The organism is Lysobacter sp. Soil_C_15, from assembly GCF_057657315.1.
The window spans coordinates 94,766-116,577 of the sequence record NZ_JBDGIR010000005.1; the positions used below are offsets into that span (position 1 = coordinate 94,766).

Sequence of the window (21,812 nt, forward strand, 5' to 3'; positions counted from 1 at the left end):
GCGCGGCTCAGTCCGGGCGCGCGGCGACGATGCGCCAGTTGTTGAACGGGGTGCGCCCGAACAGCGGCGTGAACTCCACCTGCAGTCCCGCCGCGGCCAGGCGCGCGCGCAAGGCGTCGCCGTCGGGGTAGTAGCGCGGGTTCGCGTTCATCCAGCCCAGCACGCGCGAGAACCGATCCACCGCACGGGTGATGCGGGCCCGGCCGGTGCCGTCGTCCAGGCCGGTGCGGATCACCAGCCGCGCGCCGGGCGTCAGCATCGCGATCATCGCGTCCAGCGCCCGCTCCTGCGCCGGGTAGGGAATGAACTGCAGCACGTCGAGGATCACCACGCTGCCGCGGTGTTCGGGCACTTCGCGCGCCAGGTCGAGCACCTCGAAGCGGGTCTGATCCAGGCCGACCCGCTCCGCGGCGCGACGCGCGCGGCGGATCTTGGCCGCGTCGCTGTCGACCCCGCGATAGGGCAGGCGGATGCCGTCGGCGTGCAGGGTATGAGCCAGCAGGCCCAGGCCGCAGCCCAGGTCGAGCAGCGGCGCGCGGGTGCCGCGCAGGGCCGCGCTGACCCCCGGGTACAAGGGATCGCTGCCGAGCTTGGCGCGGCTGTAGTAGTAGTCCCAGCGGTTGCCGAGCGGGTGCTCGGGCAGATAGGCGCGCGCGATGCGGTCCGCCTGTCCGTGGGCCATGGCCTGTACCGCTTCGTTCATCGTCTGGTCGGGCGTGTGGCGCGGGCGGCGTTCAGTGTCGCATCCGCCGGCGCGCGCGGGAACCGCAGCCCGGCGACGCGCTCAGGCCGCGTCGGTCAGCAGGCCGCGGGCCACCGGCAGGGCCAGCGCGGTCCACTGCGCGTACATCGCCGCCGAGGGGTGCAGGCCGTCGGCGGCCAGCATCGCCGCGTCGCTGCCGAGCCGGCGCGAGACCGGCGCGATGTCGACATAGGCCACGCCGTACTCCGCGCACAGGCGCTGGGCGGCCGCGTTGAAGGCGTCGAGCTCGGCGCCGATGACGGCCGCGCCGCGCGCGTCCTTGGCTCCGAACGGGGTCGCGCCCCAGTCCGGAATCGACAGCACCAGCACCCGTTCGCGACGGCCGCGCGCATAGCCCAGCGCGCGCTGCAGCAGCTGGCGGAACTCGCCGGCGTACTGCGGCGCGCTGCGGCCGCGGTATTGGTTGTTGACCCCGATCAGCAGGCTGACGAAGTCCCACTCGCCCAGCGGTTCGGACAGGTCCAACGCGGTGGCCAGCTCGTCGGTGGTCCAGCCGGTGGCGGCGATGATGCGCGGGTCGGCCAGGCCGACCCCTTGCGCGCGCAGGCCGGCGGCCAGCTGCATCGGCCAGCGCCCGTTCTCGGCCACCGCCTCGCCGATGGTGTAGCTGTCGCCCAGGGCGAGGTAGGACAGGCCCATGTCAGGCAGCGCCATCGCCGCTCAGGCCACCGCGGCCTGGGCCTTGCCTTCGGCGCGCTCGGCGTAGCGGTCGAGCACCCGTTCGATGCGCTGGAACACCTCGCGTACCTGTTCCGGCAGCGGCAGCAGGGTGACCCGGAAATGATTGCGGTAGGGCACGTTGAAGCTCGAGCCCGGCACCACCAGCACGTCTTCGGTCTCGAGCAGTTCCAGGGCGAACTTGTGGTCGTCGAAGCCCTGCGCCGCGGCCCCGGTCACCGCCGGGAAGGCGTACAGCGCGCCGGCCGGGGCGACCAGTTCCAGGTGCTTGCTGGCCTGCACCGACTCGATCACCGCGCGGCGCGCTTCGTACAGGCGGCCGCCCGGCGCGCACAGCGGGGCGATGGTGTCCTCGCCGTGCAGCGCGGCCTCGATCGCGAACTGGCCCGGCACGTTGGCGCACAAGCGCAGCGCGCCGAGCAGGTCCATGGCGTGATGGAAATCGCCGCTGGCGACCGGATCGCCCGACAGCACCGCCCAGCCCACGCGCCAGCCGCAGGCGCGGTGCACCTTGGACAGGCCGCCGAAGCTCAGGCAGGGCAGGTCGCCGGCGATCGGCGCGACCGGGGTGAACTGGGCGCCGTCGTAGAGGATCGAGTCGTAGATCTCGTCGCACATCAGCAGCAGCTTGTGGCGCGCCGCGATGGCGACGATGCGCTCGATCAGCTCGCGCGGGTAGGCCGCGCCGGTCGGGTTGTTGGGGTTGATCAGGACGATCGCGCGGGTGCGGCTGGAGACCAACTGCTCGATCTCGTCCGGATCGGGCAGGAAGCCGTTCTCCGGCTGGCAGCGGTAGTACACCGGGCGGCCGTCGTTGAGGATGGTCGCCGCCGACCACAGCGGGTAGTCGGGCGAGGGCAGCAGCACTTCGTCGCCGGGGTTGAGCAGGGCGCGCAGCGATAGATCGATAAGCTCGCTGACGCCGTTGCCGACGAACACCCGCTCCGGCGAGGCGTTGGGCGTGCCGCGCTGCTTGTGGAACGCGGCGATCGCCTCGCGCGCCATCGGCAGGCCCTGCTGATGGGTGTAGGGATCGGTGTCGGCGATGCGCTCGGCGATCGCGCGCTGCAGGTGCTCCGGCGCGCGGAAACCGAACGCGCCCGGGTTGCCGATGTTGAGCTTGATCTGCTTGCGTCCCTGGGCCTCCAGCTCGCGGGCTCGCCGGGCCAGTTCACCGCGGATTTCGTAGCGGACTTCGGACAGGCGTTCGCGGGTTTTCAGGGGCGGAAGGGACATCGCGGCAGGATCGGAATGGGAAAGGTGCTGTCCAGACTAGCTGAATCGCCGGCACGAATCAGCTGATCGCCCGGCCCGGCGGGCCGGCGGGATGCGCCGGGGCGCACGGTTCGGCCGGCCCCGGGGCCGGGCGATCCGGTCGCGCCGACCGCCGCGACGGACGCGGACGGCATAAACCGTCCGCCCGGCTATGTAGAATCGCGCCATGTCCCCGGTTGTACGCGCCTTTGACCCCTGACCTCGCCGCCCTGCAGGCGATCGGCTGGCCGATCACGGCCACGAACCCGCTGCCGGCCGACCCGGTCTGGCAGGCGGCCCTGGCCGAGCACCCGCACGCCCGCCCGGCCCGCGTGGTCGAGCAGCACCGCAGCGGCTACGTGGTCGCCGACGGTCCCGACAGCAATTTCCCGGTCGATTCCCTGCCCGAATGGCAGCGCCCGCGCTTCCCGCCCGAGCAGCGGCCCGGGGTCGGCGACTGGCTGCTGATCGAGGGCGAGGGCCGGCGCCGGGTGGTCGCGCTGCTGCCGCGGCATACCGCGATCAAGCGCGGCGCCGCCGGCGAGCATTACAAGCAGCAGCTGATCGCCGCCAACGTCGACACCGTATTCGTGGTCTGCGGCCTGGACGCCGACTTCAACCCGCGCCGGATCGAGCGCTACCTGCTGCTGGTGCGCGGCGGCGCCGAGCCGGTGATCGTGCTGACCAAGGCCGACGAGGCCCTGGCCGCCGACGAGAACGCGATCGCCGCCGCGAGCGGGGCGCTGATCGAACTGGCCCAGGGCGTGGCGGTGCGCGCGGTCAACGCCCGCGACCGCGACGGCGTGCGCGAGGCCCTGGCCGACTGGCTGGGGCCGGGCCGCACCGCGGTGCTGGTCGGTTCCTCCGGCGCCGGCAAGTCGACCCTGACCAACAGCCTGCTCGGCATCGAACGGATGAAGACCGGTGCGGTGCGCGAGAGCGACGCCCGCGGCCGCCACACCACCACCCACCGCGCGCTGATCCCGCTGCCCACCGGCGCCTGCCTGATCGACACCCCGGGGATGCGCGAGCTCAAGCCGACCGGCGAGGAAGACGTCGCCGAGAACTTCGCCGACATCGAGGCCTTGGCCGAGCAGTGCAAGTTCCGCGACTGCTCGCACCACCGCGAACCCGGCTGCGCGGTGCGCGAGGCGATCGAAGGCGGGCGCCTGGACCCGCAGCGCTTCGCCAACTACCTCAAGCTGCGCGAGGAAGTCGCCGGCGCCGCCAACAAGCTCGCCAACCGGCGCGCGCAGAAGGCCGACGAGAAGGTGCTGGGCAAGGCGCTGAACAAGCGTCTGGAAGACAAGTATGGGCGGCGCTGAGGCCGGCCCGAGGATGCGCGTGCCGGCCTGCGGCCGAGGCTTGCTGCGGCGACTGCGAGAGCAACAGCAACAGCAACAGCAACAGCAACAGCAACAGCAACAGCAAATCCCCCCTGCCCCCCTTTTTCAAAGCGGGGAACAGCGACAGCCGATGCAGAGGGGAGAGCGGCAGCGGCCGATTGAAAGCGAGGAGCGGCAACGTCCGATTCAAAAGGGGAAGCGGCACCGGCCGAGCGGATTGGCCGATCGCGAACAGTCGGCTCCGAAGGCCGCGCGCGCCGATGACAACCGCAAACCCGCGAGCCGACGCAAACCCGCGAACCGATCCGATCGCCTCCCCCCTTTGAAAAAGGGGGGCAGGGGGGATTTGCCGTTGCCTCCGCTTTTATCGTTGCCGCCGCCGCAAACCCAAACTACACCGCACCCCGCCCCCCGAGCCGCCGCATGAGCCTGCTCTCGCCCAGCCTGCACGCCGAGATCCAGCACCACGCCGCGCTCGACGCGCGCATGGTCCGCGCCGCGCGCGGGATCAAGCTGCTGACCATGGCCAGCTGGCCGGCCGGGATGGAAGTGCAGTTCCTCGCCGACTACGCCCGCGGCACCGCGCGGCCGCCGGCGATCATCTATCCCAAGTACGACTTCGCCGAGGTCCGCGCCGAACTGGACGCGATCGCCGCCGAGGCCGACCCCGACCATCCGCTCGGCGAGTACCTGATCGACTCCGCGCGCAGCTGGGGCATCGCCGCGCAACTGGTCGAGTCGTTGGGCTCGCCGGCGGTGACCGATTACTCGATCCAGTTGTTCGGCCAGCCCGACGCCGCCTTGCCGGGGCAGGGGCCGAGCACGCGCGAAGCCGCCAACCACTTCATCTCGATCGCCAACGAACTCGATCGCGAGCTGATGTCGCCGGCCGAGACGGTGCAGATCTCCGCCACCGCGCTGAGCCTGCAGTTGCAGCGCGACCTCGACGACTATTTCGACGCCCGGGTGATCGAGGTGGTGCTCGATCCGGAACTGATCGCCAAGGCCGCCGCCGGCGCGACCCGGATCCGCCTGCGCAGCGGCGCGGCGTTCAGCGACTACGACCGCCACCAGCTGTTGCAGCATGAGGCTTTCGTGCACTCGCTGACCGCGCTCAACGGCCGCGAACAGCCGGTGCTGCCGAGCCTGGCCCTGTCCTCGCCGCGCAGCACCGCGACCCAGGAAGGCCTGGCCACCTTCGCCGAGCAGATCACCGGCAGCATCGACATCGGCCGGATGAAGCGCCTGAGCCTGCGCATCGACGCGGTGGCGATGGCGCTCGACGGCGCCGATTTCATCGAAGTGTTCCGCTACTTCATCGACGCCGGCCAATCGCCGGAAGACAGCTTCGCCTCGGCCCAGCGCGTCTATCGCGGCGTGCCGACCTCGGGCGGCTCGGCCTTCACCAAGGACACCGTCTACCTGCGCGGCCTGGTCGGCGTGCACACCTTCTTCCGCTGGGCCCTGCGCCAGCAGAAGCTGCACCTGTGCCGCTGGCTGTTCGCCGGCAAGATGACCCTCGGCGACGTGCAGCGTTTCGAGCCGCTGTTCCAGGACGGCGTGCTGGCCCCTCCGCGCTGGATGCCGCCGTGGATCACCCGCGCCAACGGCCTGGCCGGCATGCTCGCGTTCTCGCTGTTCGCCAACCGCATCCGCCTGGACCAGATGGCCGAAGGCGACTTCAGCGAAATCGGCTAAGCCTTCTGTAGGAGCGGCGTGAGCCGCGACAACCGCAGCGAGGTACGCAAGCGCTGCGGCCGAAGCCAGGACGCCGCATGCGCTGTTATTCCCGGACGACCGGTCTTCGGACAGTCCGCTGTCGGTCACCGCTGCGGTGGTCGCGGCTGACGCCGCTCCTACAGGGTTGACCCCTCAAGCCATGTGCAAGCCGCCGTTGACCGCGTAATCGGCCCCGGTCACGAACGCCGCGTCGTCCGAGGCCAGCCAGGCGCACAGGCTGGCGACTTCCTCCGGCTTGCCGAGCCGGCGCACCGGCACCGACGCGGCCAGGCGGTCGAGCACGTCGGGCGGAAACGCGCTGATCGCGGCGCTGGCCACATAGCCCGGCGAGACCGTGTTGACCGTGACCCCACGCGCGGCGAATTCCTGAGCCAGGGCGCGGGTGAAGCCGTGCATCGCCGATTTGGCGGTGGCGTAGTTGACCTGGCCGATCTGGCCCTTCTGCGCGCTGACCGAGGCGATGTTGATGATCCGGCCCCAGCCGCGCGCCGACATGCCGTCGACGACCTGCTTGGTGATGTTGAACAGGCTGTGCAGGTTGCTGGCCATCACCGCGTTCCAGTCGTCGCGGGTCATCTGCCGGAACAGCACGTCGCGGGTGCCGCCGGCGTTGTTGACCAGCACGTCGATCTCGCCGACCTCGGCCTTGACCTGGGCGAAGGCTTCCACGCTGGAGTTCCAGTCGGCGGCGTTGCCCTCCGAGGCGATGAAGTCGTAGCCCAACTCGCGCTGCTCGCGCAGCCAGGCCGCCTTGCGCGGCGAGTTCGGCCCGCAGCCGGCGACCACGGTGTGGCCGCTGTCGGCGAGTTTTTGGCAGATCGCGGTGCCGAGGCTGCCCATGCCGCTGGTGACGTAGGCGATGCGGAGTGTCATGGCGAACGGTTCCTGTGTTGGACGAACGACGACGTGGCGGGTGGTGGGGCTCTTTGTAGGAGCGGCGTCCCACGGGATTTCCTTCGGTCATAAGCCGCGACCGCCGAAGCGGTGTACGCGAGCGTAGTGGTCTAGGTGAAAGCTCTACGGTTGCAACCGATCACGGCCCTACGCGGTTTCGGGGGAGGGCGCTTGCGACCACCGCTCCGGCTGTCGCGGCTTATGACCGAAGGAAATCCCGTGGGACGCCGCTCCTACAAAGCTCAGGTGGCCAGCGGGTACAGCGCCAACGCCAGCGAGGCGAACATCAGCACCAGCGACACCAGCACCGCCCACTTCAAGGTGAAGCGCTGGTGGTCGCCGAAATCGACGTTGGCCATGCCGACCAGCAGATAAGTCGAAGGCACCAGCGGGCTCAACAGGTGCACCGGCTGCCCGGCCAGCGAAGCGCGCGCCATCTCCACCGGGGTGATGCCGTAGTGGCCGGCGGCTTCCGACAGGATCGGCAGCACGCCGAAATAGAACGCGTCGTTGGACATGAAGAAGGTGAACGGCATGCTCGCGATCGCCGTGATCACCGCCAGGTACGGGCCCCAGGCGTCCGGAATCACCGCCAGGAAGCTGCGCGACATCGCCTCGACCATGCCGGTGTTGGACAGGATGCCGGTGAAGATGCCGGCGGCGAAGATCAGCGACACCACCGCCAGCACATTGCCGGCGTGGTTGCCGATCCGCCGGCGCTGCTCGGCCAGGTCCGGGTAGTTGATCACCAGCGCGATCGCGAAGCCGATCATGAACAACACCGGCAGCGGCAGCACGCCCAGCACCAGCGCGGTCATCAGCGCCACGGTCAGGCCGGCGTTGACCCACAGCAGCTTGGGTCGCTTGGTGTCCTCGCTGTCGGCCAGGGTCGGCAGGTTGTCGCTGGCGGTGTCCAACTCCGGATTCCAGTCGGCGGCATGGCCGTGCAGGGTGACGATGCCCAGCCGCTGGCGTTCGCGCAGGCCCAGGTACCACGCCAGGGCCAGCACCGACAGCAGCGCCACCGCCATCGCCGGCACCAGCGGCACGAACACCTCGCTGGGGTCGACGTGCAGCGCGGTCGCCGCGCGCGCGGTCGGTCCGCCCCACGGGGTCAGGTTCATCACCCCGCCGGCGAGGATGGTCACGCAGGTCAGGTTGAGCGCGTTCATGCGCAGGCGCTGGAACAGCGGCAGCATCGCCGAGACGGTGATCATGTAGGTGGTCGAGCCGTCGCCGTCGAGCGAGATCAGCATCGCCAGCACCGCGGTGCCGACCACGATCTTGAGCGGGTCGCCCTTGACCAGCTTGAGGATGCGCTTGACGATCGGATCGAACAGGCCGGCGTCGATCATGACCCCGAAGTACAGGATCGCGAACATCAGCATCACCCCGGTCGGGGCGATCTTCTTGATGCCCTCGATCATCATCTCGCCGATGCCCGCGCCGTAGCCGCCGAGCAGGGCGAAGGCGATCGGGATCACGATCAGCGCGACCAGCGGCGACAGCCGCTTGCTCATGATCAGGTACATGAAGGTCAGGACCATGCCGAAGCCGAGCGCGGTCAACATGAGGGACTCCCGGGAAGGCTAGAAGTGAGCGGAGAGGAGCGAGGAGCGAGCGGAAGGCGCGGCGCAGAGAGCGATTGCTCACTCCTCGCTCCTCTGCGCTCGCTCCTGCTTCAAAAGTCGTACTGGAACCGTCCGGTCAGGGCGCGGGTCCGGTCGAGGGTGACGCCCGCCAGCCGGTCGCGATTGCGGCTTTCGATCCAGTCGAGCATGAAGCGCAGGTTGGAGCGCAGGTGCCAGTTGACGCCGACGCTGGCCTGTTCCATCGACACGTCGCTGAAGTTCGCGCTGCCGTCGAGGTGCTGCTTGCCGCGGATCGTGTCGTAGCGCAGCGCCACCTGCCAGGCGCCGCTCTCGCGCAGGGGCTTGACCCGGGCGAAGCGGCCGCTCTTGCTGTCGTAAGGCATCGATTCGCCGGTCAGGAACCAGCCGACCAGGCCGTAGGCGGAACGCACCTGGCCGCGCTGCGAACCGTCGTCGAAGTTCGCTCCGCCCAATTCCGACTGCAAATACAGCGGCCCCTGCGACAGGCCGAATTCCAGCGAGTACTTGTCGACGTCGGTGTCCAGGCCGCGGTTGAAGTTGACCAGGGTCGCGCGGCTGTTGTCGGACAGGTGGCCGGCCGGGCGCGGTGCGATGCGCAGCCCATTGGCGCCGTCGCGACCCGGATGATCGTAGTGCTCGCGCGCCAGCGACAGGCCCAGGTGCAGGGTGCGGTCTTGCTCGCGCAGCGGCGTCCAGGTGCCGCGCGCGCCGACCGCATGGCCCTTGACCTTCCAGGCATCGATGCTTTCCAGGCTGTAGACGCTGCCGCCGACGGTGTAGTTCGGGCGCGCGGTGATCCAGGCCGCGCCGAGCCGGTACAGCGGCGCGACCGAGCTGGCGAACATCGAGCGCTCCATGAACACGCCGTAGTTCGAGCTGATCCGGTCGTCGAGGGTGAAGTACTGCTTGAACTGGCCGACGGTCAGCTTGCCGGCCTTGAAATCGCGGGTGACGTAGACGTCCTTGGCCTCGACGCTGTCGCCGGAGAACTCGTCCTGCAGCCCGGCGAAGTCGCCTTCGATCTTGTAGCCCCAGCCGTAGAACTTGCCCGACAGGTCCAGCCACAGCCGGCGCACTTCGCTGTCGTCGGGGTTGCGCGGGCCGCGCGCGTCGTTGTCGAAACTGGCGAAGTCCCAGTGGATGCGGCCGCCGAGTTCGGCGCTGACCGGGCCTTCGGCCTCGTCGGCGGCGAAGGCGGGCGCGGCGGCCAGGCACAGTGCGGCGCACGCGGCGGCGTGGCGGATACACGACATCGATGTTCTCCCGTTGCCCCGTCGCCGACCCTTTTTTTATGGGATTTCCGGCGACAGGCGCGCATGTCTGCGCTTATAGTTGCTTCAGCCGGGACGGCCAGCCGCAACCCCTCGAACCCAGGCTAGGCGGGCGAAGCTGTCATTGACCTGTCATGCCGTCCCCGCCCGTCCGATCCGATCGGCCGGCCTCACCTGACCGCGGCGCGAGCCGCGACGAGAGCAATCCGTGCGCATCCTGTTGGTCGAGGACAACGCAGACCTGGCCGACGCCATCGTCAGGCGCATGCGCCGCGACGGCCATGCGGTGGACTGGCAATCCGACGGCGTCGCCGCGGCCAGCGTGCTGCGCTACCAGGCCTTCGATCTGATCGTGCTCGACATCGGCCTGCCGCGGCTCAACGGCCTGGGCCTGCTCGCCGGCCTGCGCGAGCGCGGCGACGCTACGCCGGTGCTGATGCTGACCGCGCGCGACGGCATCGAGGACCGGGTCAAGGCGCTCGACGCCGGCGCCGACGACTACCTCAGCAAGCCGTTCGACTTCCGCGAGTTCGAAGCGCGCTGCCGCGCGCTGCTGCGTCGCCATCAGGGCCGCGCCGCCGACGCGGTGCAGATCGGTGGCCTGGTGTTCGACGCCGGCGCGCACCGGGTGACCCTGGACGGCGAAGCGATCGAGCTGCCGAACCGCGAGTTCCGCCTGCTCGAGATCCTGATCGGCCGGCTCGGCCAGGCGGTCGGCAAGGACGAGATCGGCAATGGCCTGTTCGGCTTCGACGACGAGGCCGGACCGAACGCGATCGAGCTCTACGTCGGCCGCTTGCGCAAGCGCCTGGCCGCGGCGCCGTTGCGCATCGTCACCGTGCGCGGCGTCGGCTATCTGCTCGAAGCGGCCGATGGCGGTGGAGCGGGCGATGACTGAGCCCGCCGCGCGCCGCGATTCGATCCGCCGCACCCTGCTGTTGTACCTGGGTACTTTGTCGCTGATCGGCGCGGCGCTGCTGTTCCTGGCCGCGCGCAGCTACGGCCGCAGCGCGGCCGACCGTTCCTACGACCACCTGCTGGTCGCCTCGGCGCTGTCGATCGCCGACAGCGTGGCCCTGGTCGACGGCCAGTGGCAGGTCGATCTGCCCTATGCCGCGCTCGACCTGCTGGCGATGGCGCCGGAGGACCGGGTGTTCTATCGCGTCGCCAGCGCCGAAGGCGCGAGCATCACCGGCTACGCCGACCTGCCGTCGCCGCCGTCGCCGCCGCCGCGCGACGGCCGGCCGCGGCTGTTCGACGCGGTCTACCGCGGCGAGAAGACCCGCTTCGTCGCGGTCTCGCGCTCGGTCGCCGGGCCGGCGACCCAAGGCCGCGCCATCGTCCAGGTCGGCCAGACCCGGCTCGCCCGCGAGGCCTTGGCCGACGACGTGGTGCTGCGCGCGCTGGTGGCGATCGTGGCCTTGTCGCTGGCGGCGCTGGCCCTGGTCTGGATCGGCGTGCACCGCGCGCTGCGGCCGCTGCAGAAGCTCGAACGCGACCTGTCGCTGCGCGAGCCTTCCGACCTCAAGCCGGTCGCCGGCGAAGTGCCGCTGGAGCTCGACCAACTGGTCGGCGCGCTGAACCGCTTCATGGCCCGGCTGGCGGCCAGCAACGAAACCCTGCGCGCCTTCATGGGCGATGCCGCGCACCAGATGCGCACCCCGCTGGCGGCGCTGCGGGCGCAGGCGCAGCTGGCGCTGGACGAAGACGACCCGGCCGAGCAGCGCCGCAGCCTGGTCACCATCGAGCGCAACGCCAGCCACATGAGCCGGCTGCTGAACCAGTTGCTCAGCGACGCCAGCGCGATCCACCGCAGCCACCTGCAGCAGTTCGAAACCGTCGATCTGGCCGAGGTGCTGCATCAGGCGCTGTACGAATCGATTCCGCAGGCCGGGCCGCGGCCCGAAGTGCGGCTGGCCGCGACCGGCGAACCGATGCGGGTGCGCGGCGACGCCTTGCTGCTGCGCGAAGCGCTGAAGAACCTGATCGACAACGCGCTCAAGCACGGTCGTCCGCCGCCGGGCCGCGACGGCGGGCCCCTGCAGATCGCCCTGACCGCGGCCGAAGACCCGGCCTGGGCGGTGCTGACCGTCGCCGACCACGGCCCCGGCATCGCCCCGGCCGACGCCGGCAGCGTGTTCGAACGCTTCGCCCGCGGCCGCGACGCCGCCGCCGGCGGCGCCGGCCTGGGCCTGGCGATCGTCAAGCGCATCGTCGACAGCCACGGCGGCCGGATCGATCTGAGCAACCGGGTCGGCGGCGGGTTGGTGGTGACCTTGCGGCTGCCGAGGAGCGAGAAGTGAGGGTAGAGAAGTGAGGAGCGAGCAGAGGCATAGGAGTGAGGGGAGAGGAGTGAGGAGCGAGGCAAGGCAAGAGCGACAGCAACCGCGCCGGCGGTGGCGTGGCGTGCGCGGCCGCCTGCGCTTTTGCCTCTACTCACTCCTCACTCCTCTCCTCTCTTTCCTCGCGCTCACCGCCCCCGCCGCCCCCGGCGACGTCCGCGTCTTCAAGGCCCCGCACGCCGTTACCGCCCGCCTGCGCATCCACGGCTCGACCGACATCGAGAACTTCGCCGCGGTGATCGCCGACTACCAGCGCCTGCGACCCGGCACCGAGGTCGAGTACGCCGACCTGGTCGCGCAGGACATCTACCGCCGCCACCTGCAGGCGCGCCAGGGCGGCCGCGCCGGCGCCGACCTGCTGATCAGCAGCGGCATGGACCTGCAGACCAAGCTGGCCAACGACGGCCACGCGCTGGCCCACCGCTCGGCCGCCACCGCCGGCCTGCCGGCCTGGTCGCAATGGCGCCACGAGGCCTTCGGCATCAGCTACGAGCCGGTGGTGATCGTCTACAACAAGCGCCTGCTGCCGCCGGCCAAGGCCCCGCGCACCCGCCGCGAGCTGCTGGCCCTGCTGCGCGACCCGGCCGCGCCGCTGGCCGGCAAGGTCGGCAGCTACGACGTCTCGCGCAGCAGCGTCGGCTACCTGCTGGCGACCCAGGACCACCAGCTCGGCAGCATGGCCGGCGCCCTGCAGGCCGCGCTCGGCGCCAACCGGGTGCGGCTGGAGGAGCGTACCGGCGCGCTGCTGGACCGGGTCGCGCGCGGCGAGCTGGCCCTGGCCTACAACGTGCTGGGCTCCTACGCCCAGGCCCGGGTCGACGCCGGCGCCCCGCTCGGCATCGTCCTGCCCGAGGACTACACCCTGGTCCTGTTGCGCACCGCGCTGATCCCGCGCGGCGCGCCCAATGCCGCCGAGGCCGGGCGCTTCCTCGACTACCTGCTGTCGCCGCGCGGCCAGGCCCTGCTTGCCCGCCAGGTCGGGCTGCAGCCGATCCGCGCCGCCGACGGCGCGCCGCTGGCCCCGCACGCCCGCGACGGCGCCGGCGTGCGCGCGCTGCGGCCGATCACCCTCGGCCCCGGCCTGCTGGTGTATCTGGATGCGCTCAAGCGCCGCCAGTTCCTCGAAGCCTGGCGCAGCACGGTCCAGCCCGGCCGCAAGGAGCCCGCCGATGCGCCCTGACCGGGCCGCCCATACGCAGGCGTCGGGCGGCTTTCGCGCCGCCCGCGCCGGCTTCGGCAAAGCGCCCGCGGCGCCTGCCGGGTACAACTCCAAAGTACTAAGGACTCCTCCGACGCGGTCGCGCGAATCCGCCTCGGCGATCCTTTAGACTGCTAGCCCGACCACCTCGCGCCCTCGCCACGGCACTTTTATCTGATGTCCGACAACGATCTGAAAACCGCCGCGCTCGACTACCACCGCCTCAACCCGCCGGGCAAGATCAAGGTCACCGCGACCAAGCCGATGGTGACCCAGCGCGACCTGGCCCTGGCCTACTCGCCGGGCGTGGCCTACGCCTGCGAGGCGATCGTCGAGGACCCGAACACCGCCAGCGAGCTCACCGCCCGCGGCAACCTGGTCGCGGTGATCAGCAACGGCACCGCCGTGCTCGGCCTGGGCGACATCGGCCCGCTGGCCGGCAAGCCGGTGATGGAAGGCAAGGGCGTGCTGTTCCAGAAGTTCGCCGGCATCGACGTGTTCGACATCGAGATCGACGAGCGCGACCCGGACAAGCTGGTCGACATCATCGCCTCGCTGGAGCCGACCTTCGGCGGCATCAACCTGGAAGACATCAAGGCGCCGGAGTGCTTCATCGTCGAGCGCAAGCTGCGCGAGCGGATGAAGATCCCGGTGTTCCACGACGACCAGCACGGCACCGCGATCATCGTCGGCAGCGCGGTGCTCAACGCGCTGGAGATCGTCGGCAAGAACATCGGCGAGGTGAAGCTGGCCACCAGCGGCGCCGGCGCGGCCGGCATCGCCTGCCTGGACATGCTGGTCGCCCTGGGCATGAAGCCGGAGAACATTCTCGCGGTCGACCGCGACGGCGTGCTCTACACCGGCCGCGGCAAGATGGACCCGGACAAGGAGCGCTACGCGCGCGACACCGACAAGCGCACCCTGGCCGACATCGTCGCCGGCGCCGACGTGTTCCTGGGCCTGTCGGCCGGCGGCGTGCTCAAGGCCGAGATGGTCGCGACCATGGCCGACAAGCCGATCATCCTGGCCCTGGCCAATCCCTATCCGGAAATCCTGCCGGAAGACGCCAAGGCCGTGCGTCCGGACTGCATCATCGCCACCGGCCGTTCGGACTACCCGAACCAGGTCAACAACGCGCTGTGCTTCCCCTACATCTTCCGCGGCGCGCTCGACGTCGGCGCGACGGTGATCAACGAGGAGATGAAGCTGGCCTGCGTGCGCGCGATCGCCCAGCTGGCGCGGATGGAATCCTCCGACCTCGGCGGCGCCTACGGCGGCGAAGTGCCGACCTTCGGCGCCGAGTACCTGATCCCGCGCCCGTTCGACCCGCGCCTGCTGGTGATGCTGGCCCCGGCCGTGGCCAAGGCGGCGATGGACTCCGGCGTCGCCGCGCGTCCGATCGCCGACATGGACGCCTACGAGGAAAAGCTCAGCCAGTACATCTACCGCACCAGCCTGCTGATGAAGCCGGTGTACGACAAGGCCCGCGCCGACCGCAAGCGCGTGGTCTATGCCGAGGGCGAGGAAGAGACCGTGCTGCGCGCGGTGCAGACGGTGATCGACGAAGAGCTGGCCTATCCGATCCTGATCGGCCGCCCCGACGTCATCGAGACCCGGATCCAGCGCCTGGGCCTGCGCATGCGCGAAGGCGTCGACTTCGAGTTGACCAACATCAACGACGACCCGCGCTTCAACGAATACTGGCAGCAGTACCACGCCCTGACCGAGCGCCGCGGGGTCACCCCGGCCGCGGCCAAGAACCTGCTGCGTTCGCGCCCGACTCTCATCGCGGCGCTGATGGTCGAACGCGGCGAAGCCGACGCGATGATCTCCGGCTTGGTCGGCCGCTTCCACAAGAAGCTCGGCTACATGCGCAGCATCTTCGACTTCGATCCGGGCGTGTCCGGCACCGCGGCGATGACCGGGGTGATCAACGACCAGGGCGCGTGGTTCTTCCTCGACACCCACGTCCAGGTCGACCCGACCGCCGAGCAGATCGCCGAAGCCACCCTGCAGGCGACCTACCGCCTCAAGCTGTTCGGCATCGAGCCCAAGGTCGCGTTGCTGTCGCACTCCAACTACGGCAGCCACGACAACCCGTCGGCGGCGAAGATGCGCAAGGTCCGGCAGATCGTCAAGCAACGCCAGCCCAAGCTCGAAATCGACGGCGAGATGCAGGCCGATACGGCCTGGGACGATCTGCTGCGCAAGCGCATCTTCCCCAACGCGACCCTGCACGGCCGCGCCAACCTGTTCGTGCTGCCCAACCTCGACGCCGCCAACATCACCTACAACATGGTCCGGGTGATGACCGACGGCGTCGCGATCGGCCCGATCCTGATGGGTCTGGACAAGCCGGCGCACATCCTGACCCCGGCCTCGACTCCGCGCCGCGTGGTCAACATGACCGCGATCGCCGCGGTCGACGCCCAGATCCGCGCTGCGCGCGAAGCCGAGCGCAAGGCCTGATCGGTCAGCGGCGGCGCGGCCATCCCGCGCCGCCGCCTTCGCAGCATCGATCGCTACTCGCCCTTGCGGTTCCCCCCTTTGAAAAAGGGGGGGCAGGGGGGATTTGTTCTTGCGCGCCATGCCCGGTCCGGTTCGCAGCCCCGATCGTTGACGAAGGCGCTTTGTTTTCTGCGCGTCCCCGGTCGCGGCTCACGCCGCTCCTACAGAAGCCGATCTCGCGCCCTTGCGGTTCCCCCCTTTGAAAAAGGGGGGCAGGGGGGGATTTGCTCTTGCGCGCCATGCCCGGTCCGGTTCGCAGCCCCGATCGTTGACGAAGGCGCTTTGTTTTCTGCGCATCCCCGGTCGCGGCTCACGCCGCTCCTACAGGAGCCGATCTCGCGCCATTGCGGTTCCCCCCTTTGAAAAAGGGGGGCAGGGGGTGATTTGCTCTTGGGCGCCATGTCCCATCCCGTTCGCAGCCCCGATCGTTGACGAAGGCGCTTTGTTTTCTGCGCGTCCCCGGTCGCGGCTCACGCCGCTCCTACAGGAGCCGATCTCGCGTCCTTGCGGTTCCCCCCTTTGAAAAAGGGGGGTAGGGGGATTTGCTCTTGGGCGCCATGTCCCGACCCGGTTCGCAGCCCCAATCGTTGACGAAGGCGCTTTGTTTTCTGCGCATCCCCGGTCGCGGCTCACGCCGCTCCTACAGGGGCGCGCTGCCTCAGCGCACGCTGTCGAACTGCAGGTCCCAATAGCGCCGGGTAAAGAACTCGCGGCCCAAAGCCCGCGCCGCCTCCAGCGGCGCCTCCGGCGCATCGACGATCTCGCCACGTTGATTGCCGTAGGCGTGCACCGTGCCAACCAACTGCGAACGCGTATAGCGCGCGTACTCCTGCAACTGCTGGACGATGCCCAGCGCCACGCCCGGATAGATCTCCTCCGACGCGGTCAGCAGCGCGAGCTTCTTGCCGGCCACGCCGGCGCGCGTTTGCGCGTAATCGGGATAGCTGCGGGCGAAATAGCAGAACATCCGGTCGAAGAACGCCTTGGCCTGCGCCGACATCCCGTACCAGTAAACCGGCGTGCACAAGGCCACGCCCTGCGCCGGCAGGAACTCGTCGAAGAACAGATCGCGGAAACCGTCGTCGATCCGGCAGCGCCCGTCCGCGTCGCGGCACTGGCGGCAATCGCGCAGGAATCCCGTCAAGTGGTCGTCGAGGAAGCGCACCACCGCCGGCGTGCCGGCGGCTTGCGCGCCCTCGCGCACGGCGGCGGCCAGGGCGGCGCTGTTGCCGTTGCGGCGGGGGCTGGCGGCGAGGATCAGCAAACGGGGTGGGCTGGCGGTCATTGAGTGGCATCGATAGCGGCGCTAGGCTGGCCGGAGCGATGAATCTAGATCGCCGACAGCCAGGTCTACAAAAGACGAAAATTCGTTTGAGATGAGCTGAATTCAGCTCAAGCCGGAGCCACCGCGTGTTCGCCGACCTGCCCCTGACCGCCCTGCGCAGCTTCGAATCCGCCGCCCGCCGGCTCAGCTTCAAGGCCGCCGCCGAGGAACTGCACGTCACCCCGACCGCGATCTCGCATCAGGTCCGCCAACTCGAATCCTGGCTCGGCGCCGCCCTGTTCGAACGCCGCGCCCGCGGCGTGGCGCTGACCGCCGAAGGCCGGCGCCTGTTCGACGCCGTGCACGGCGCCCTGCTCGACGTCGTCCACAGCGTCGACAGCCTGCGCCCGCAACGCAGCGCCGGCAGCCTGACCGTCACCACCACCGCCTCGTTCGCCGCGCTGTGGCTGATCCCGCGCATCGGCCGCTTCTACCAGCAGCACCCCGAACTGAGCGTGCGCATCGACACCGGCGCGCAGGTGGTCGACCTCAACCTCGACGCCGGCGTCGACGTCGCGATCCGCTACGGCGGTACGCCGCCGCCCGACCTGGTCCGCCACGGCGGCCTGCGCGAACGCTTCGGCGTCTACGGCGCCCCGGACCGGATCGAACGACTCGCCGCCGACCCGGCCCCGACCCTGATCGGCGTGGCCTGGAGCGATTCGACCCTGTACCCCTGCAGTTGGGCGGCCTGGTGCGAACAAGCCGGGGTCGACTGGCTGGGCCCGGACACGGTGGTGCGCGACTACGACGAAGAGCACTACGCCCTGCACGCCGCCGGCGCCGGCCAGGGCCTGGTGCTGGCGAGCTCGATCGTAGTGACCGGAAGCGTCGCCCGCGGCCTGCTCGCCCCCGTGCGCCCCGACGTCACCGTCCCCGGCGAGACCTACCACGTCCTCACCGTCCCCGGCCGCGAACGCCACCCGCCCGTGCGCGCCTTCCTGCGCTGGCTCGACGCCGAGATGCGCGCGCCCTAAGCCCGCGTTCCGCCCCCTGAAAGAGCGGCGTATCGCCCCTGTAGGAGCGGCGTGAGCCGCGACCACCGAAGCGGTTGACATCAGCGTCTTATCCAAAACCTCGCACCTGCACACTGCGCTTCGGACCCCCGCTTCCGAACACCGCTTCGGCTGTCGCGGCTCACGCCGCTCCTACAAAAGCCGTGCCCTGCTTTGCTGTTCCCCCCCTTTTTGAAAAAGGCGGGCAGAGGGGGGGGCTCCTAATGCGCGACGTCATTGGCGAGCGCTCCCCCGATCATGACGCCGACACTTGCGTTCTCTCCGCGTCCCCTATCGCGGCTTACGCCTCCTACAAAAGCCTCACGCCAGCGCCACTTCGCCCGGCAACCAGCGCAAGGCGAACTCGCGCAGCAACTTCACTTTCGCCGAGCGCCGCAGGTCCGGATGGGTGGCGAACCACAGATCCGTCTGCACCGGCGCCAGCGGCGCCGAGATCCGCCGCACCCACGGCGAGGCATCGGCCAGATAGCACGGCAACAACGCCCGCCCCAAGCCCGCCTCGCACGCCGCCAGCGCCGCCGGCAGGGTATTGACCCGCATCGCGATCCGCTCCTCCGCCACCCGTCCCTGCAACCACTGCGCCGAGGACAGGTGCGCCAGGCTCTCGTCCAGCGCCACCCAATCGCCCTGCACCAACGCCGCCTCGTCCAACAGCTTCGCCCGCGCCGGCAGCGCGGCCTTGGCCGCATACGCCGCGATCGAAATCGTCGCCACCTTGCGCGACGACAAACCCTCCGGCGCCAGCGCGCTGGCGCGCAAGGCCACGTCGGCGTCCTGCTGCTGCAGGCTCAGGAACGCATTGGCGATCACCAGCTCGCAACGCAGCCCCGGCTGCTCGGCGCGGAACGCCGCGCACATCCGCGCCGCCACCGGCGCCAACGTGTCGGGCAGGGTGATCCGGATCCGGCCCTCGGTGCGCGCGTCGCGCCCCGACAGCTCGCGCTGCAGGCGCTCGCTCTCGGCCAGCATGCGCTGCGCCCCGGCGATGGTCAGCTCGCCGGCGTCGGTGGGCGTATAACCGCGCCGGCTGCGCCGGAACAGCGCCGCGCCGACCCGCGCCTCGATCGCCGCCAGGCGCCGGAACGCGCTGGAATGGTCCAGCCCCAGCGCCTTGACCGCGCCGGTCAGGCTGCCGTGCGCGCCGATCGCGCGCACCAGTTCCAGGTCGTCCAGGCCCAAGCGTTCGTGTCGCATCTGCAAGCAATCCTTGTCGATTCGCCGTGTTGGCGCCGCCGCGGCGGACGCCGAAAGTAGCGCCATCCCCACGGAGCGCCCTCATGAAACTGTACTTCACCCCCGGCACCTGCTCGTTCGCCCCGCACCTGGCGATCCGCGAACTCGGTCTCGACGTCGAACTGCGCCGGGTGCGCCTCGGCGCCGACCCGGTCGTGGTCGCCGACGGCCGCGACTTCCGCCAGATCAACCCGCTCGGCTACGTGCCGGTGCTGGAACTCGACGACGGACGCCTCCTCACCGAGGGCTCGGCGATGCTGCTGCACCTGGCCGACGCCCATCCGGACGGCGGCCTGGCCCCGCCCGCCGGCACCGCCGAGCGCGACGAACTGCATCGCTGGCTGGTCTTCATCGGCACCGAGCTGCACAAGACCTTCAGCCCCTGGCTGTTCCACCCCGAATACGGCGAACAGGCCGCGCAGGTCGCGCGCGAGCGGCTGTTCAAGCGCCTGGCCGTGGTCGAAGGCCAGCTGCAGGGCCGCCAATGGCTGCTCGGCGATCGCTTCGGCATCGCCGACGCCTATCTGTTCACCGTCGTCGACTGGGTGCGGCCGCTGAAGATCGCGCTCGACGACTACCCCCATATCGCCGCCTACCTCGAACGCGTACGCGCCCGCCCGGCCGTCGCCGAGGCCCTGCGCCGGGAGAAAACCCCATGAACGCCGACGTGTTGCGCCCCGGCACAGCCTGGACCCTGCTGATCGCCGCCGGCCTGATCGACGTGGTCTGGGCGCTGACCATGAAACTGTCCCAGGGCTACACCCGCCTGGGCTGGAGCGTGCTGTCGGTGATCTCGCTGATCGCCTTCGTCTGGCTGCTCGGCCGCGCGTTGACCGCGCTGCCGGTCGGCAGCGCCTACGCCGTGTGGACCGGCATCGGCGCCGCCGGCACCGTGCTGATCGGTTCGGCGCTGTTCGGCGAAGCCCTGACCCCGATGCGCCTGGCCGGCGTCGGTTTGGTGGTTGCCGGCATCGTGGTGCTGCGCAGCGCGTGAGCCGTGCGCGCGTGCCGCCCCCTGTAGGAGCGGCGTAAGCCGCGACAACCGAAGCGACGCACGCGAGCGCACCATCCGAAGCCCGCCGCAACCGGCGCGTCGTCGCTTCGGCTGCACCGCTTTCGACCACCGCTCCGGTTGTCGCGGCTTACGCCGCTCCTACAGAAAGCGGCATTGTCGCGACAACCGGCTGCGGCGAAACCCCACCGCGCGACGTCGACTATTCCGATCCCGCTTCAACGCCGCAGCGACCACGCTGCCCGCATGGCCCCGATCCCGCCACGCCCATCCGGACATGTCGCGTTGCGTCGCGGCCGCGCATCCGAATCCGGCCGTGTCTATTTCGTCACCTGCGTCACCCGCGACCGCCGCGCGCTGTTCGCAGATCCCATCCTCGCCCACACCATGGCCGAGGCCTTGCTCGACCGCCGCCTCTGGCCGCGCTCGCGCCTGCTCGCCTGGGTGCTGATGCCCGACCACTGGCACGGACTGATCGAACTCGGCGCCTGGGAAACCTTGCCGGACCTGATGTGCCGGCTGAAATCCAACACCGCCCGCCACATCCGCTTCGCATTGCCGCTGGCCTGCCAGGTATGGGCCGCCGCCTACCACGACCGCGCGCTGCGCCAGGACGACTGCTTGCTGAGCGCAGCCCGTTACCTCGTCGCCAACCCATTGCGCGCCGGCCTGGTCCAAAACATCGGCGACTACCCCTACTGGGGCGCCGTCTGGATCGACGGCGTCCCGCCCCACACTCGCGCCGCCCCACCGCACCGCCTCCTGCAAACCGCAGCCGCTCCCCTCTAACACGACGTACCGCCCCCTGTAGGAGCGGCGTGAGCCGCGACATCCGCAGCGGTGCACGCAAGCGCCCCATCCGAAGCCCGTCCAACCGGAACGACCACCCCCAACGCGCCGATTCGACCTGCTTCGGCCACCGCGCTGTCGACCACCGCTGCGGTTGTCGCGGCTTATGACCGGAGGAAATCCCCGTGGGACGCCGCTCCTACAAAAAACCGTCCCGATCGACGGCGTCCCGCCCCACACCCGCGCCGCCCCACCGCACCGCCTCCTGCAAACCGCAGCCGCTCCCCTCTAACACGACGTACCGCCCCCTGTAGGAGCGGCGTGAGCCGCGACATCCGCAGCGGTGCACGCAAGCGCCCCATCCGAAGCCCGTCCAACCGGAACGACCACCCCCAACGCGCCGATTCGACCTGCTTCGGCCACCGCGCTGTCGACCACCGCTGCGGTTGTCGCGGCTTATGACCGGAGGAAATCCCCGTGGGACGCCGCTCCTACAAAAAACCGTCCCGATCGACGGCGTCCCGCCCTATACCCGCGTCGTCCCTCTTTACCCCGGCGTACCGCCCCCTGTAGGAGCGGCGTGAGCCGCGACATCCGCAGCGGTGCACGCAAGCGCCCCATCCGAAGCCCGGCCAACCGGAACGAACCTCCCAACATCCCGACTGGACCGGCTTCGGCCAAAACGCTGTCGACCACCGCTGCGGCTGTCGCGGCTCACGCCGCTCCTACAAAAACCACCCGACCCGCAGCGGCAAAGGCCACCGCCACACATCCACCACACGCCCCCGTATCCACAGCTAAGCCCTAGCCAAAACGAACTATTCCACCCCA

The 21,812-nt window shown here is 70.1% G+C and carries 18 protein-coding genes; 10 read left to right on the top strand and 8 right to left on the bottom strand.

What is annotated here, in order from left to right; all coding sequences use genetic code 11:
* Nucleotides 1-7: 7 nt before the first annotated feature.
* The 3 genes from AC3A57_RS13175 to AC3A57_RS13185 form a co-directional block, all read right to left on the bottom strand.
* The gene (locus tag AC3A57_RS13175; RefSeq protein WP_487579616.1) at nt 8-682 is read right to left on the bottom strand and encodes a methyltransferase domain-containing protein; all 675 of its coding nucleotides are present in this window, start codon (nt 680-682) and stop codon (nt 8-10) included.
* Between the two features lie 102 nt (nt 683-784).
* Nucleotides 785-1,402: an SGNH/GDSL hydrolase family protein gene (locus AC3A57_RS13180; protein WP_487579617.1), complete on the bottom strand. Its 618-nt coding sequence runs from the start codon at nt 1,400-1,402 to the stop codon at nt 785-787.
* 21 nt (nt 1,403-1,423) lie between these two features.
* Nucleotides 1,424-2,677: an aminotransferase class I/II-fold pyridoxal phosphate-dependent enzyme gene (locus AC3A57_RS13185; RefSeq protein WP_487579313.1), complete on the bottom strand. Its 1,254-nt coding sequence runs from the start codon at nt 2,675-2,677 to the stop codon at nt 1,424-1,426.
* 215 nt (nt 2,678-2,892) lie between these two features.
* Here AC3A57_RS13185 and rsgA point away from each other — a divergent pair, with 215 nt between their 5' ends.
* Nucleotides 2,893-4,020 (top strand): ribosome small subunit-dependent GTPase A, encoded by a 1,128-nt coding sequence (gene rsgA, locus AC3A57_RS13190; protein ID WP_487579314.1) that lies wholly within the window; start codon nt 2,893-2,895, stop codon nt 4,018-4,020.
* A 444-nt stretch (nt 4,021-4,464) separates the two neighbouring features.
* The gene (locus tag AC3A57_RS13195) at nt 4,465-5,739 is read left to right on the top strand and encodes a flavohemoglobin expression-modulating QEGLA motif protein (RefSeq protein ID WP_487579315.1); all 1,275 of its coding nucleotides are present in this window, start codon (nt 4,465-4,467) and stop codon (nt 5,737-5,739) included.
* A 174-nt stretch (nt 5,740-5,913) separates the two neighbouring features.
* Here AC3A57_RS13195 and phbB read toward each other — a convergent pair whose 3' ends face one another.
* From phbB to AC3A57_RS13210, 3 genes are all read right to left on the bottom strand, one after another.
* Nucleotides 5,914-6,654: an acetoacetyl-CoA reductase gene (gene phbB / locus AC3A57_RS13200; RefSeq protein WP_487579316.1), complete on the bottom strand. Its 741-nt coding sequence runs from the start codon at nt 6,652-6,654 to the stop codon at nt 5,914-5,916.
* Nucleotides 6,655-6,917: 263 nt separating this feature from the next.
* Nucleotides 6,918-8,246 (bottom strand): CitMHS family transporter, encoded by a 1,329-nt coding sequence (locus tag AC3A57_RS13205; protein ID WP_487579317.1) that lies wholly within the window; start codon nt 8,244-8,246, stop codon nt 6,918-6,920.
* A gap of 110 nt (nt 8,247-8,356) precedes the next feature.
* Nucleotides 8,357-9,541 carry an OprO/OprP family phosphate-selective porin gene (locus tag AC3A57_RS13210; RefSeq protein WP_487579318.1) on the bottom strand — a complete coding sequence of 395 codons (1,185 nt, stop codon included), beginning with the start codon at nt 9,539-9,541 and terminating at the stop codon, nt 8,357-8,359.
* Nucleotides 9,542-9,767: 226 nt separating this feature from the next.
* On the opposite strand from AC3A57_RS13210, the gene AC3A57_RS13215 reads away from it, so the two are divergent.
* From AC3A57_RS13215 to AC3A57_RS13230, 4 genes are all read left to right on the top strand, one after another.
* Complete coding sequence (locus AC3A57_RS13215; protein WP_487579319.1) at nt 9,768-10,457, top strand: response regulator; 690 nt, start codon at nt 9,768-9,770, stop codon at nt 10,455-10,457.
* Nucleotides 10,450-11,862, top strand: a complete 1,413-nt coding sequence (locus tag AC3A57_RS13220; RefSeq protein WP_487579320.1) for a sensor histidine kinase N-terminal domain-containing protein — start codon at nt 10,450-10,452, stop codon at nt 11,860-11,862. The genes AC3A57_RS13215 and AC3A57_RS13220 overlap by 8 nt, the downstream gene beginning before the upstream one ends.
* A gap of 115 nt (nt 11,863-11,977) precedes the next feature.
* Entirely contained in the window at nt 11,978-13,081 is a 1,104-nt protein-coding gene (locus AC3A57_RS13225; protein WP_487579618.1) for an ABC transporter substrate-binding protein, read from the top strand.
* 195 nt (nt 13,082-13,276) lie between these two features.
* Nucleotides 13,277-15,568, top strand: coding sequence for an NADP-dependent malic enzyme (locus tag AC3A57_RS13230; RefSeq protein WP_487579321.1), 2,292 nt, complete (start codon nt 13,277-13,279; stop codon nt 15,566-15,568).
* Nucleotides 15,569-16,265: 697 nt separating this feature from the next.
* Here AC3A57_RS13230 and AC3A57_RS13235 read toward each other — a convergent pair.
* Nucleotides 16,266-16,892 (bottom strand): flavodoxin family protein, encoded by a 627-nt coding sequence (locus AC3A57_RS13235; protein WP_487579322.1) that lies wholly within the window; start codon nt 16,890-16,892, stop codon nt 16,266-16,268.
* 125 nt (nt 16,893-17,017) lie between these two features.
* Here AC3A57_RS13235 and AC3A57_RS13240 point away from each other — a divergent pair, with 125 nt between their 5' ends.
* Nucleotides 17,018-17,908 carry a LysR substrate-binding domain-containing protein gene (locus AC3A57_RS13240; protein ID WP_487579323.1) on the top strand — a complete coding sequence of 297 codons (891 nt, stop codon included), beginning with the start codon at nt 17,018-17,020 and terminating at the stop codon, nt 17,906-17,908.
* A gap of 339 nt (nt 17,909-18,247) precedes the next feature.
* On the opposite strand, the gene AC3A57_RS13245 is transcribed toward AC3A57_RS13240, so the two are convergent.
* Complete coding sequence (locus tag AC3A57_RS13245; RefSeq protein WP_487579324.1) at nt 18,248-19,141, bottom strand: LysR family transcriptional regulator; 894 nt, start codon at nt 19,139-19,141, stop codon at nt 18,248-18,250.
* 83 nt (nt 19,142-19,224) lie between these two features.
* On the opposite strand from AC3A57_RS13245, the gene gstA reads away from it, so the two are divergent.
* The 3 genes from gstA to AC3A57_RS13260 all read left to right on the top strand — a co-directional run bounded on the left by gstA (nt 19,225) and on the right by AC3A57_RS13260 (nt 20,981).
* Nucleotides 19,225-19,839, top strand: a complete 615-nt coding sequence (gene gstA, locus AC3A57_RS13250; RefSeq protein ID WP_487579325.1) for a glutathione transferase GstA — start codon at nt 19,225-19,227, stop codon at nt 19,837-19,839.
* Nucleotides 19,836-20,174, top strand: a complete 339-nt coding sequence (locus AC3A57_RS13255; RefSeq protein ID WP_487579326.1) for a DMT family transporter — start codon at nt 19,836-19,838, stop codon at nt 20,172-20,174. Before gstA ends, AC3A57_RS13255 begins: the two co-directional genes overlap by 4 nt.
* A gap of 264 nt (nt 20,175-20,438) precedes the next feature.
* Nucleotides 20,439-20,981 carry an REP-associated tyrosine transposase gene (locus tag AC3A57_RS13260; RefSeq protein WP_487579327.1) on the top strand — a complete coding sequence of 181 codons (543 nt, stop codon included), beginning with the start codon at nt 20,439-20,441 and terminating at the stop codon, nt 20,979-20,981.
* Nucleotides 20,982-21,812 lie beyond the last annotated feature (831 nt).

What these genes read in the sequence shown, in the direction of transcription:
- AC3A57_RS13175 (WP_487579616.1), bottom strand. Translation starts at nt 682, where the DNA reads ATGGCCCACGGACAGGCGGACCGCATCGCGCGCGCCTATCTGCCCGAG.
- AC3A57_RS13180 (WP_487579617.1), bottom strand. Translation starts at nt 1,402, where the DNA reads ATGGGCCTGTCCTACCTCGCCCTGGGCGACAGCTACACCATCGGCGAG.
- AC3A57_RS13185 (WP_487579313.1), bottom strand. Translation starts at nt 2,677, where the DNA reads ATGTCCCTTCCGCCCCTGAAAACCCGCGAACGCCTGTCCGAAGTCCGC.
- AC3A57_RS13195 (WP_487579315.1), top strand. Translation starts at nt 4,465, where the DNA reads ATGAGCCTGCTCTCGCCCAGCCTGCACGCCGAGATCCAGCACCACGCC.
- phbB (WP_487579316.1), bottom strand. Translation starts at nt 6,654, where the DNA reads ATGACACTCCGCATCGCCTACGTCACCAGCGGCATGGGCAGCCTCGGC.
- AC3A57_RS13205 (WP_487579317.1), bottom strand. Translation starts at nt 8,246, where the DNA reads ATGTTGACCGCGCTCGGCTTCGGCATGGTCCTGACCTTCATGTACCTG.
- AC3A57_RS13210 (WP_487579318.1), bottom strand. Translation starts at nt 9,541, where the DNA reads ATGTCGTGTATCCGCCACGCCGCCGCGTGCGCCGCACTGTGCCTGGCC.
- AC3A57_RS13220 (WP_487579320.1), top strand. Translation starts at nt 10,450, where the DNA reads ATGACTGAGCCCGCCGCGCGCCGCGATTCGATCCGCCGCACCCTGCTG.
- AC3A57_RS13230 (WP_487579321.1), top strand. Translation starts at nt 13,277, where the DNA reads ATGTCCGACAACGATCTGAAAACCGCCGCGCTCGACTACCACCGCCTC.
- AC3A57_RS13235 (WP_487579322.1), bottom strand. Translation starts at nt 16,892, where the DNA reads ATGACCGCCAGCCCACCCCGTTTGCTGATCCTCGCCGCCAGCCCCCGC.
- AC3A57_RS13245 (WP_487579324.1), bottom strand. Translation starts at nt 19,141, where the DNA reads ATGCGACACGAACGCTTGGGCCTGGACGACCTGGAACTGGTGCGCGCG.
- gstA (WP_487579325.1), top strand. Translation starts at nt 19,225, where the DNA reads ATGAAACTGTACTTCACCCCCGGCACCTGCTCGTTCGCCCCGCACCTG.
- AC3A57_RS13255 (WP_487579326.1), top strand. Translation starts at nt 19,836, where the DNA reads ATGAACGCCGACGTGTTGCGCCCCGGCACAGCCTGGACCCTGCTGATC.
- AC3A57_RS13260 (WP_487579327.1), top strand. Translation starts at nt 20,439, where the DNA reads ATGGCCCCGATCCCGCCACGCCCATCCGGACATGTCGCGTTGCGTCGC.